Genomic DNA, 13272 nt, shown 5'->3' on the forward strand with positions numbered 1-13272 from the left:
AGTTGGGGTGCGTCCGGAGCGACGCTGTGTTCCCCGTCACGGAGGTGCAGCAGTGGATCGGCAACGACAGCCCAAGCGAACGCGTTTCTCTGGTCCGGCGGCCCTGCTGGTGGCGGTCGGCCTGCCTATCTCGGCATGGGGATGGCATGATCGGGCGGAGTTGCCGCCGGTGGCTCCGGTGGACCGGGGGGTGGAGTCTCACGGGCAGCCGCCGCGTGCGGAGCCCGCCACAGCGGCGGTCGAGTCCGGCGAGACGGCGGAACCGCCCAAAGCGCCGGCCGTGAAGGACGTGACGCTGCGGTTCAACTTCAAGGACACGCCGTACGAGCAGATCATGGACTTCGTGGCCCGGCAGACGGGGCTGCCGGTGATCCGGGAGACGGAGCTGCCGAAGACTCCGGTGACGTTCATCAGCGCCTCGGACTTTTCGCTCGAGGAAGCGATCGACGTGCTCAACCGGATGCTGTTCATGCACGGGGTGCAGCTCCGGCGAGAGGAGAACTTCCTGCTGCTGACCAAGCTGGAGAACATGCGGGCGCTTGGTCCGAAGTTCCTGGACCAGGTCCCCGGTGATGTCGCCGCGGCGCAGATCGTGACGGTGGTGGTGCCGCTCCACAACGCGCAGGCCGCGCCGCTTGCCGAGCAGCTCAAGTCGCTGGTGAGCCCGATCGGTGCGATCACGCCCCTGCCGCAGCAGAACGCGGTGATCCTGGTCGACACGGCGGCGCAGTGCCGGCGGCTGCGATCGGTCATCAACGATCTCGATGCCGAGGCGCCGTCGGACATGCAGGTGCAGTTGTTCACTCTGGAGCACGCGAAGGCGGCGGCGGTGTTCAACGCGCTCAAGGGACTGGTGTCGGAGAAGCGGTCGACGATCATCATCGACAAGGACGGGCAGCAGCGCAAGGTCAACGACGATTCCACGCCGGGCCTCAACCTGCAGCCTGACGATCGGACCAACTCGATCGTTGCGGTCGGACCCAAGGCGAGGCTCGATACCGTCAAGCAGTTGATCGCGATGCTCGACCGGCCGGAGGGGGCGGGAGACTCGCGCGAGGTGATGACGTTTGTGCTGGCGGGGACGTCGCCCGATGAGGCCGCGAAGAGCCTCGGGGCGCTGTTTGCGAAGGTGGACGCTGCGGAGCGTCCGACGCTGCTGCCGATGGACCAGCAGGGGAAGCTCGCAGTGGTCGGGACGTCGGCCCAGCTGGCGCAGGCCGCGGCGGTCATCGGCGAGTTGGACCCTGGCGCCCAGCCGACGCTCGGCGTTGGGAAGCCGGCGGCGACACCCGAGACGCGGGCCGCGGTGGTGCACCTGAGCCACGTGACGCCGCAGGCGGCGATGGGGGTGCTCGAGCGGCTGCTGGTCGGACGGCAGCGGGTCATGCTGCGGTATGCGGCCAGCCCCGATGGAAAGGGGTTAATTGTCAGCGGTCCGACGGAGGATGTGCGGCAACTGGAGGCAATCGTCTCGGGGCTTGATACCGCGCCGAGCCTGGACCGGGAGGTGCGGCTGCTCCGGCTTAGCGCACAGCGGCCGGCGGAGGTGCTGAGCCGGGCCGTCGAGTTGTTCGGCCAGACGACGGTGGCGAAGCGGGAGCCGGTCGCGGCGTCGCTCGATGCGGCGAGCCGCACGGTGACGGTGGTCGGATCGAGGGAGGCGATCGCGGCATTCGCCGAGGTGCTCCAGACCGTGGAGTCGGGGGCTCGGATTGACCGCGAGACACGGCTGATGGAGCTTCGATACGCCAAGGCCGAGGAACTGGCGGCGACGCTCCGCGACCTCGTCAAGTCGAGCAGCCTGTTCACCGGCGATGGCGGCGTCGTGCCCGAGCTGGAATCTGTCGAGCAGACCAACTCGCTGGTGGTCTCGGCACGCCCGGAGCAGATGACGATCGTTGAGCAGCTCGTTCGTACGCTCGACGCCCAGCAGGCGGGGGAGCGGCCTCCGCTCCGTGTGCTGCGGCTGACGAGCACGGATGCCGCCGCGATGGCGCAGGTCCTCAACCAGACCTACCAGCAGCGTCCGCCCGAGCAGCGGGTGAAGTTCCCGGTGGACATCCAGGCGGACGCGGCGACCAACACGCTGCTGGTTTCGGCGCACGCCGGCCTGTTTCCGGAGATCGAAGGGATCGTCGGCCAGCTCAACGACGCCAAGCTGGACTCTTCTGGCCGCGAGATCCGGATCTTCCCGCTCAAAGTGGCACCGGCCGAAGAGTTGGCGCGGACGCTCGATCAGATGTACCCGCAGCCGCCGATGCCGCTGGATCCGCGGACCCGTCAGCCCCGGCCCGATCTGCAGCCGCCGCGGGAGGTGGTTGTGCGGGCGGATCGTCTGACCAACTCACTGATCGTCGATGCGCCGTCGGCGCGTCTGGCGGGCTTCGAGCAGCTGGTGAAGCAGCTTGACCAGCAGAAGCTGCCGGAGAACGTGGAGCTGCGCACGTACCGGGTCCAGCGGGCGCAGTTGGATGCGGTGGCGTCGACGCTGCGGAGTCTCGCGGCGAGCAACAGCCTGTTGAAGGGGGCGACCGGCGCCGCATCCGGGGTTGGCGCGGCGATCACCATCACGACCGAACCGATCAGCCGGGCGCTGATTGTCAGCGGGCCGTCGCCGATATTCGCCGAGGTCGAGCGGGTCCTCAAGGAGCTGGACGCCCCGCCGGCCCAGCCGCCGACGGGGCTCAAGATGTATTCGCTGCAGCACGCGCGGGCCGAGCGGCTGCAGCCGCTGCTGTCGCGGCTGCTCGCGGCGAGGCTTCGCGAATGGCAGGCGAAGGATGGAGTGGTCGCGGATCCCGCGGCGCTCCTCGATGTGGCATCGGACGCCACGACGAACGCGATGATCATTTCGGCCCCGGAGTCGATCCAGCAGGTTGCGGGTGAGTTAATTAAGTCACTGGACACACCGGCGGCTGCGACAGGCCGCTCGGTGGTCCGGGTGATCCCGCTCAGCCACGCGAATGCGCAGCAGGCCGCCGCGGCGATCAATGCCGCGTTGCCGTCCATGGATCTGCCATCGGGCGGACGCGTGTCGGTGACCCCGGTGGGCAGCGGTGATGAGTCTCGGTCGCTGGTTCTGTCCGGTGTTGAGGGGGACCTGAAGCAGATCGAATCGCTGATCAGTTCGCTCGATGTCAAGCCAGCGACGCAGGACGCGATCGACGTCCGCACAATCCCGCTCAAGCACGCGCGGGCCGAGTCGGTGGCGCCGATGGTGGAGCAGTTGCTCGCCAGGCCGAGCCTTGTCGACCAGTTGCCGCAGTGGCAGAAACTGGACTACCTGCGCACGACCAAAGGAGAGCTGGCTCCGGTGCGAGTGGTTGCCGATCGGCGTCTGAACACCGTGGTGATCACCGGCCCGGCCGGGGTCATCGAACTGGCGGGGCAGGTGGTGGCGGATCTCGATGTGGAGCCGGAGAGTGCGGATCTCGCGAGACCGGTTCGTGTGATCTCGATCGAGAGCGCGGATGCGGCGGCCGTCGCCGCGAACCTGCAGGCCATCTTCGCGGAGGAGACCGGGAACGAGCCGAAGCCGAGCATCCGCGTTGATGCCGAGAGCAACCTGCTGATCGTGCGGGCGAGCCAGGCCCAGATGGCGACGATCACGCCCGTCATCGAGAAGATCGAGCAGGCGACGGCCAACTCGAGCCGCGAGTTGCGGCTCATCCCGATCGACAAGTCCAAGGCCGACGCCAGGCTCATCGCCGAGACCTTGCAGCGGCTGCTGGAGCAGCGGGGGGGGATGAAGGTCGAGGTCATTTCCGCTGAAGAACTCCTGAAACGAGGCGGCTCTGAGAGGCCGGTCGAGGGCGGCTCGGGCAAGGGACGAAGCCTGCTGTGGCCAGCGAATCCGGCCGCGGGAATCTCCCAGATGCTCGCCGCGGCGGCGCTCGGGCACCCGGGGCCCGGTCCTGCGGTGATGCCATGGGCGTTGGCCGAGGGTTCCGAGCTGGACGACGAACCGGCGGAAGGGACCGTGACGATCGCGGTTGATGCGGCGACCAACTCCCTCATCGTGGTTGGGGCGTCGAGGACGGCGAACCGCGTGCTTGCGCTGGCTCAGCAGCTCGAGCGGCAGATGCCGGGCGAGCCCGGGAAGGTGCGGGTCATCACGCTGCCGGAGGGGGTGGATGCGACCAGCGTGGCGCGGCTCGTGGGTTCGGTGGTGTCGCAGATCGGGAGCTCAAGTGCAGCGAATCCCGGCGGGTTTTCGGGCAGGGTGTCCGCCGAGGCGGATCCCGCCGGCGGGGCGTTGATCGTCACTTCGAACGAAACCGACTTCGCGGTGCTGCGGGAGTTGATCGCGGCGGTGTCGAGGCCCGGTCCGTCGGCGAGCCTGACCGTCAAGGTGTACTCGCTGTCGAATGTCACCGCGCAGCGGGCTCTTCGCGCTGCGAGCGACCTCCTGAGCGCAGAGCCGCGGGGGTCGCAGGCGCGGCGGCTTCGATCGCTCGACCTGAAGATGGAGACGCCGGACGGGAAGCCGGTGTCGGGGATCATCGATCCGGCGTCGGTGCGGATGACCGCCGATCCGGGCGGGAGTGCGCTGATCGTCGCCGCGCCGCAGGAGGCGATGGTCCTGCTGGATCGGTTCATCTCGATCATCGATCAATCACCGGTTGCTTCGCGCGCAGCGATCCGGCGGTTCGAACTGAAGAACGCGACGGCGGAAGTGACCGCGACAACGCTGCAGCGTGCGTTCGACGGAGCGAGGCAGGGGGGCTCCGCCGCGGAAACGCCAAGGGCGGTGTTCCTGGCAGACACGAGGACGAACTCGTTGCTGGTCGCCGGCACCGATGCACAGTTCGCGGAGGCCGAGCGTCTGCTGGTCTCCCTTGATACACCGATGGCCGACGATGGGACGCGGGTGGCGATCCTGCCGCTCCAGGTGGCGAGGCCGACGGCCGTGCGGCAGGTGATCGAGAGCGTCCTGATCGGGAGAGATCCCGCGAAGAAGGAGCGTGTCCAGATCACAGCCGCGGACGACTCGAACATGCTCGTGATCCGGGCGGAGCCGGATCAGATCGAGCAGGCCAAGGGCGTTATCGCGGAGATGGATAAGGCGGAGACGGCGGGGCTTCCGATCCGGTCCATCACGCTGAATCGTGCGGATGCGGCGCTGGTGGCCCAGTCGCTGCAGCAGTTTTTCGACGAACGCGCCCGCGCGATGAGCCGGCCCGGGCAGCGGGCGAGGCAGCGCCAGGTCGCGGTCGTGGGAGATCGGCGGAGCGGCACGCTCGTGGTGTCGGCGTCGGACGAGGACTTTGCCCAGGTTGACGGGCTGGTCAAGCAGTTCGACGCGGCGACGTCGCGGGAGCTGCAGATCAAGGTGATCCCGCTGGCGAACGCCCGCGCTTCGGAGCTTCGGCAGACGATCGACAGCATGGTCTGGCAGGCCGCGATGCGGCTTCTCGACGGGGCCGCGGGCCAGCAGCGGGACTCGCTCATGGTCGAGGTGGATGAGCGGTCCAACAGCGTGGTGGCGATGGGGAGCGGAGAGGCGCTGGAGACGGTGGAGCGGGTGGTGCGGGCGCTCGACCAGCCGCGGGCCGCGGAGGCGGCGCTGGCGATCCGCGCGATCCGTGTCGCGAACGCCGATCCGCGCACGGTGGCGCAGGCGATCCAGAGCGTGACGACGACGCCGAGTTGGCCGCGGTGGCGGGGGCCGGACCCCGATGCGGTCCGTGCCGAGGTGGATCCCCGTTCTCGTGCCGTCGTGCTGATCGGGCGGGCGGACCGGCTTGATCAGGCGGAGCAGTACGCGAAGCAACTGGATTCCGCGGCGACCGCGCCGGACCAGGCCATCGAGACCATCTCGCTGAAGTTTGCCAGGGCGGACCAGATCGCGGCAAGCCTCGAGCGATTCTTCAGGGAGCGATCGCGCAGCCAGGGACAGAATGATGCGAGGGTGTCGCTGATCGGTTCGCGCGACGGCAATGTCCTGGTCGTGTCGGCGCCGGGCGAGGAGATGGGCATCGTCAAGCAGGTGCTGGCGCAGATGGACCAGCCCGACGAGGGGGAGAACACCCGGCGGGAGCTGTTCCAGCTCAAGAACGCTGATGCGAGGGAGTTGGCGACCGCGTTGCAGCAGCAGTTCCCGCGGTCCATGTCGTCGCGCGAGGGGCTGGTCATCGTCACGCCGCAGGCGAGCACGAACTCGGTCGTGGTGTCGTCGCCGTCCGAGCTGTTCGAGAAGGTGTCGGCGCTCATTGCCCAGCTCGATGCGCCGCCGACGCCGGATAACTCACAGTTTGTGACCGTGACGCTGGGGTCGGCAAAGGCCGAGGACGTGGCCGAAGCGATCAGGAGGGCGCTGCCGCCGCAGGTGAAGGTGGCGGTGACGCCGGTCCGTCGGACGAACTCGCTGCTCCTCACCGGGTCGCAGGAGGCGATCAAGATCGTCATGGAGCAGATCGAGAAGCTCGATGCGCAGCCCGCACGCAGCGCCGTCGAGTTTCGGCGCATCAAGCTCGAGAACGCGGATGCGTACGAACTGGCGCAGGTTGTCCGTTCGCTCGTCTCCCGCCCCGCCGGGCCGACGGACCCGGCGCCGGTGATCTCGTCGTCGAGCAAGGACAACACGCTCCTGATCTCCGCTACGGTGGACCAGCAGGAGGAGATCCGCAAGATCCTCGACCAGCTCGATGTCCCGAGCGCGAACACCAGGACGATGGAGTTCGTGCCCCTGAAGTTCGCGGATGCCAGAGCCACCGCGACCGCCCTGGACGTGTTCTTCGGGAAGAGCGCCCCGGAGGCCGCCTCGCCCGCGGCGAGGAACGTCACGATCATCGCGAATCCGCTCAGCAAGAGCCTGGTCATTGCGGCGGACCAGGGCGAGTGGCCCGCGGTCCGTGCTCTGCTCGAGAAGCTTGACAACGAGGCGTACGACCAGTCGCGGCGGCTTGAGATCATCTCGCTTCGGCATGCCGACGCGGTCAGCCTGGCGCAGACGCTCAGCGAGGCGTTTTCGGCCCCGCTGCGGGCCGAGGTGGAGCGGCAGCGGCTCGCGCTGCAGAGATTCCAGGGCGGCGTGCTTGGCGCGATCCCGCGGCTCAATGGGGGCCGGGAGGCGCCGAGCGTGCTGATCCAGCCGGAGGAGTCGGTGAGCGTCGTCGCCGAGCGGCTGACCAACTCGCTCATCATCTCCGCGGTACCGCCGCTGGTCGAGCGCATCCGTGCGGTAGCGACCCAGCTCGATGTGCCCGAGTTCTCGAGCCTTCCCGAGGCGAGGGTGATTCCCCTGCGCATCGGACCGGCAACGCAGATCGCCAACGCGCTGAGGCAGATGTACACCGACAGCCTTCCCTCCGGACCTGCTTCGCAGCGGGGGTTGCGGTCGGTGGTCATTACGGGTGAGGACCGGAGCAACACGCTCATCGTGCGGGCGGACGAGTCGCAGTTTGCGCGCATCAAGGTGCTCACGGATTCGCTGCAGCAGGAGGGGGATCGGAGCCGGACGTCGGTGCGGGTGCTCAGGCTCGCCAACATCCCCGCCGGTCGGGTTATGCTGACCGTCCGGAACACGTTCGCGGCCGTGGCGAAGGAGGGGGGCGAGGCGCTGGCGCTGGATGTCGACCGCACGGCCAACGCCCTTGTTGTCGCCAGCAGCGAGAAGGTCTACGAACAGATCCGCGCCGTTGTCGAGGAACTCGACGCCGCGCCGGCATTCAAGGACGACAAGGGAAATGCGAACGCGGTGCCGGGGCTCGGGCAGACCATCTTCATTATCGACGTCGAGAACAACTCGCCGGAGCAGATCCGTAAGCAGTTGGAGGATCTCGGGCTCACGCGGCCGCAGCCCCAGGATCGTCCCGGGGTCGTTGGCGAACCGGTCACCATCGTTCCTCTGGCCAGCCGGAGGGCCCTGGCGGTTGTCGCCTCCCCGCAGGATGGGCAGGCGGTGGCCATGCTGGTTCGGACGCTCGACGCCGCCCCCGCATTCGCCGAGCAGCATGTGGCGATCGTTCGGTTAAAGACGGGCCAGGCGCCCGCGATTGCAGCGGCCATGGAGAATCTGATCAAGGCCAGAGGGACGCCGGATTCGGCGAGTTCGCCCGCCGCGGCGCTTGTTGAGCAGGTGCGTCGGCTGAGCATCCACCGGGACGGCGTGGCGGAGCCGAATCTCGCCCTGGACCTGAGCAAACCGATCCGCATCATCGGCGAGACGCAGACCAACTCGATCGTCATCGTATCGGCCCAGGGCAATGTGGGCGCGCTCACGGACCTCGTCAAGCTCCTTGATCGGCTCCCGGTCGGCGAGGCGGTGGTTGTTCGCTTCTTCCCTCTCCAGAATGCGTCGGCGACCCGGCTGCAGGGTGTCATTCGGGAGCTCTTTGCCCAGGGGGATCGGCTCAGGCAGACGCCGGCGACGAACATCCGCGGCGAGCCCACCACCGAGGTCGGGCGGGCACTGGCGGGTCAGGTCGCGGTGTCCGTCGATGACAGGACCAACGCGCTGGTGGTGGCGGGCCGCGAGGAGGCCGTGGCGCTCGTTGAGATCATGGTGAAGCAGCTCGACAGCGACCGGGCCGCATCGTGGATCGAGCCTGTGGTGATCCCGCTCCGGCACGCGGACGCGACCAAGCTCGCCAGGGACCTCCGCTCGGTGCTGGTTGATGGCGTGAAGGACTCCCCGGAAGCGACCGCGCTGCAGCGGCAGGTGGCGAGGATCCGGGTGGCTATCCAGGGCGGTCGGCCGCAGGGACCGGATGCGGCGCCGGCGGGCGCCGATGGCCGTCTGGAAACGGACATCTTCGCCCCGATGTCGAGCCTTGTCATCCAGCCCGAAGAGCAGCTGAACGCGCTGATCGTCCTGGGAAGCACGGCGAATGTGAGGGCGGTTGCCGAACTCGCCAAGATGCTCGACGTGCCCGCGGCGGCGGCGGAGAACTCGGTCCGGATCTATCCGCTCCGCTTCGCGGCGGCCGACCGCGTGTCCGGCGTGCTCAGGGATGTGTTTCGTCAGCAGGCGGCGGCCGGGACGATCCGCAAAGAGGACGACCTTGTGATCTCGCCCGATCCGCGGACCAACTCGCTGGTTGTCAGCACGAGCCCGCGGAGTTTCATCATCGTCGAGAAGTTGATGCAGCAACTCGACGGACAGCCGATGTCCCCGACGGTCGGTCTAAGCGTGGTTCCGGTGCCCGATGGCAACGTCGTGGAACTGGCGCCGAAGATCGAGCGGCTCATGCGCGACCGGATCGATTCGGCAACCCGCGGCGGGCAGGTCCGGTCACCGAGCGATACGTTCTCCGTTACGGCGGAGGCGTCGACACACTCGCTGATCGTGGTGGCGACGGACGAGAACCTGCAGATGGTCAAGGATCTGGTGAAGGTCCTTGTGAGCGATGCCCGGGCGCTCGCCGCGTCGGAGACCGTTGACGTTGTCTCGGCCCACTCGGCCCGTGCGGACGATCTCGCCGCGGCCGTGCGTGAGTTGTACGTCGACAAGCAGAACGCCAAGCGGGGCGCTGATGCGGTCAAGATCTCCGCCGATGCGAGGCTGAACGCCCTCGTAATCCGGGGTACTCCGGAGGACGTCGCCGCGGTCCGGGACCTCGTGGCGAGGCTTGAGGCAACACCCGTCGCCGCGGTCACGGAGATTAAGCGGATCGAGCTGAGACGGGCTGATGCGGCCGACGCCGCTCGCCTGCTCCAGAACATCCTGGCCGGGCGCCCGATCGCCGGAGGACGGGCTGTCGGGTCCCGGCAGGCTCAGTTGCTGCGGTTCATGCAGCAGGCCGAGGCGACGAACATCAAGGACAAGACCGGCAGGCCGCCGACCGAGGCAGAGATATCGGGCGCGATCCAGGAACAGATCACGCTCACGCCGGAACCGCGGACCAACTCGGTCGTGATCGTTGCGCCGACGAGGTTGATGCTGCTGATCGAGCAACTGATCGCCGACCTTGATACCACGTCGGCGGGCGAGCGGACGATCGAGATCTTCCGGCTCAAGAATGCGGATTCGAGGGCGATGGCGGAGGTGCTCCGCGATCTTTTCAACCTACGGCAGCAGGGCAACACGCTTGTGCTCGTGCCGAGCCGGGAGCAGGAGCCCGAGCAGGAGGGGCCGTCGTTCGGCCCTCCCTCGGGTGTCGTGGCCTCGAACCTCTATCCGTCGTCGGATGAGCGCCAGCAACTGGCCATCACCATCGATGCCCGAACCAACAGCCTGCTCGTTTCGGCCACGGTCGAGTACCTGGAAAAGGTCAGGCAGGTGGTCAACGAGCTCGATTCGGTGGAAGCCAGCGAGCGCGAGCAACTCGTCTACCCGCTGAGGAACACCCGCGCGGTCGACATCGCCCGTACCCTGCGGGACTACTTCAAGGGTGAGGCCGACACGCTGCGGCAGACGCTCGGTTCCGACCGGGCCGGCTCGCTGATCCGCCTTCTGGAGCGGGAGGTCACCGTCCAGGGTGACGAGAAGAGCAACCGCCTGATTGTCGGGGTCTCACCCCGGTACCGCGAGGCGATCGACGCGATCGTGCGAGAGCTGGATTCGACGCCGCCGCAGGTGATGATCCAGGTGCTGCTCGCGGAGGTGTCGCTCGATACGGCGAGCCAGTGGGGAGTGGACTTCTCGGTCGGCCCCTTTGGCGGCGAGGGCTACAAGATCGCGTCGCTCGCGGCCGGGACCGGTGTGGCGTCTGCGCTGGGAGTTCCCAATCTCGCGGTGTCGTCGGTTGACTTTGAACTGTTGATCCGTGCCTTGGAGGTGCAGGGGCGGCTCGAGGTGCTCAGCCGGCCGCAGATCCTGGTCAAGAACAACGAGCGGGCCCGGATCCAGGTGGGCGAGAACGTCGCGCTGGCCAATGGCGTCGAGGTGCTCAGCCAGACCGGGAATACCCGGGCGGATGTGGAGCGTCGCGACATCGGCATCATCCTTAATGTCACGCCATCGATCAGCGCCGACGGGTTTGTGAGCATGGAGGTCCAGCCGGAGATCTCGCGTTTGAGTTCGCGGACGACGCAGATCAGCGAGGAGTTCCAGGCGCCGGTCATCGATACACGTAAGGTCGAGACCAACGTGTCCGTTCGGGACGGGGAGACGATCGTCATCGGAGGCCTGATCCAGTCGCGGGACGATGAGCGTCGCACGAAGATCCCCGTGCTCGGGGACATTCCGATCGTCGGCGATGTGTTCAAGTCGACGAATTTCATCCACGAGAAGAACGAGCTGCTGGTGATCCTGACGCCGCGGGTTATCCGCTCCGGCACGCCAAGGGCCGGCGAGATCCTTCGCCAGATGACGCTCGACGAAATCAAGAAGACCACCGGGGCCGAGCGGGTGCTCGAGTCGCTCCCGCCTCAGGTGCAGGATCCTCGCGGCGAGCCGACGCCGTGGCCAAGCGACGAGAGCGGCGCCCAGGAGTTGTGGCTCCCGCCGATCGAGGCCAGGCCATCAGGTGGTGGGAGTGCGCCGCCCATCCGGACGGCGCCTCGCCACAGCCCCTACGCCCCACCAGATCCCAACAGTGCTTCGGGATCGGGGGAACGCTGATGCGAGCCAGACGCCGCGTGAGCGCATGGGGAAGCGTCGGCATCGTGGCCGCTGGCGTCCTGTCGGGATGCGTGGCGGACGGCCCCGAGCCGCCGCGCCCGCCAAGGGATCTCCCGCCGCAGCCCTCCGGGCTGATCGTTGACCGCATCGTCATGACAGTCCCAACGATCCCGGAAGACTCGGATCGAAACGGGTACTACGACCTCACGCCGGTGACGGTCTACCTGTTTGATCGCCGGTACATCCCACCCATCGCGGTGACGGGGCAGTTCGAGTTTCGGATGCTGGACCAGAAGGACCGTGTCCTCGCGACGTGGCGATTCGACGAGCAGAAGACCGCTGGGGCGCAGCGCCGGTTCATGGTCGGACCCGGGTACGCGTTTGAACTGAACCTGCTCGACGTCGGGTCTGACCATCTGCCCGTGGATGAGGCCGTGCTGCAGGTCACCTTTACCCAAGATGGGCAGAAGCCCGTGGCTCCCAGGGCCGGCACCAGCGTTGTCGTGGGGCGGGCGCGGTAGAGTCGTCCACGGCTCTTAGCGCAAACTTGACATTCTGTCGGTGGTGGATCTTCCTCCGCCCCGGGACCCTGCTGTCGTGGCCCTCGGTACCGACTCGGGGCAGGTGTTAGTATAATGGATGGGTCGCTTCGGCGGCCGTGGATGAGGAGCACTTCGATGATCTCACTGCTCTCGGGCGCAGCCGCCATTCTCGCATCGGCCTCGGCGATCGTGGGGCTCGATGTGCGGCTCCAGGGCGCGGGCGCGACATTTCCGAATCCGCTGTACCAACGATGGGTCAGCGAGTTCCAGAAGTCGCACCCGGATGTCCGGATCGACTACCAATCGATCGGATCGGGTGGTGGCGTCAAGGCGATCACGGAAAAGACGGTTCAGTTCGCCGGTTCGGATGCCCCGCTGAACAAGAAGGAACTCGCCGCTCTTGGCGGCGCTGACGATGTTGTACAGATCCCCACGTGCGCCGGCGCGGTTGTTCCCGCGTACAACCTCCCCGGGGTGACCGGCGAGGTGAAGTTCACGGGCGAGATTCTCGCGGACGTCTTCATGGGGAAGATCTCCAACTGGAACGACCCCAGGCTCGCTGAGATCAACAAGGGAATCACGCTTCCGGACTTGGCCATCACGCCGGCGTGGCGATCTGACGGCAGCGGCACCACCTTTGTCTGGACGAACTACCTGGCGACCCAGAGTGAGACATTCAAGGGCGGCGTGGGAACCGGCAAGCAGGTCGCTTGGCCGATCGGCCAGGGCGGGAAGGGGAACGAGGGGGTCTCGGCGATCGTGCAGCAGACGCCGGGTTCGCTCGGGTACATCGAGCTGAACTATGCGACGGCAAACAAGATCGCATTTGGCTCCATCAAGAACACGGCTGGCCGGTTTGTTCGGGCCACTCCCGAGAGCGTCTCCGCCGCGGGGGCCGGTGTGGCCGAGGGGTTGACTGGGACGGTCCTGGCCGCCGATCTTTGGAACCAGCCGATCGAGGCGGCGTACCCCGCCGCGGCGTTTACGTACATCATCGTCTACAAGGACCTCCGCACGGTGAAGACAGCCTCCGAGGCGGAGGCGCTGGTCTCGTTCTTGTGGTGGGCGACCCACGACGGGCAGGCTCTTGCAGTGGACCTGGACTACGCGCCATTGGCCAAGCCGGTGCAGGACCGGGTCGGCAAGGCGATCAAGGCGATTACCTTTCAGGGCCAGCCGCTGCATGCCGCGGATCGCTGAGCCAGCACAACTCGGCGTGCTGAC

General features: G+C 67.4%; 3 protein-coding genes. All 3 read left to right on the forward strand.

Going from position 1 to position 13272, the window contains the following annotated elements; all coding sequences use genetic code 11:
* Nucleotides 1-52 precede the first annotated feature (52 nt).
* The 3 genes from KF745_10065 (at nucleotide 53) to pstS (ending at nucleotide 13248) form a co-directional block, all read left to right on the forward strand.
* Complete coding sequence (locus KF745_10065; GenBank protein ID MBX3358763.1) at nucleotides 53-11506, forward strand: hypothetical protein; 11454 nt, start codon at nucleotides 53-55, stop codon at nucleotides 11504-11506.
* The gene (locus KF745_10070) at nucleotides 11506-12027 is read left to right on the forward strand and encodes a hypothetical protein (protein MBX3358764.1); all 522 of its coding nucleotides are present in this window, start codon (nucleotides 11506-11508) and stop codon (nucleotides 12025-12027) included. The genes KF745_10065 and KF745_10070 overlap by 1 nt, the downstream gene beginning before the upstream one ends.
* 156 nt (nucleotides 12028-12183) lie before the next feature.
* Nucleotides 12184-13248 (forward strand): phosphate ABC transporter substrate-binding protein PstS, encoded by a 1065-nt coding sequence (gene pstS, locus KF745_10075; protein ID MBX3358765.1) that lies wholly within the window; start codon nucleotides 12184-12186, stop codon nucleotides 13246-13248.
* The last annotated feature ends 24 nt before the right edge of the window (nucleotides 13249-13272 follow it).

The organism is Phycisphaeraceae bacterium (genome assembly GCA_019636655.1).
Lineage (GTDB): Bacteria > Planctomycetota > Phycisphaerae > Phycisphaerales > UBA1924 > JAHBXB01.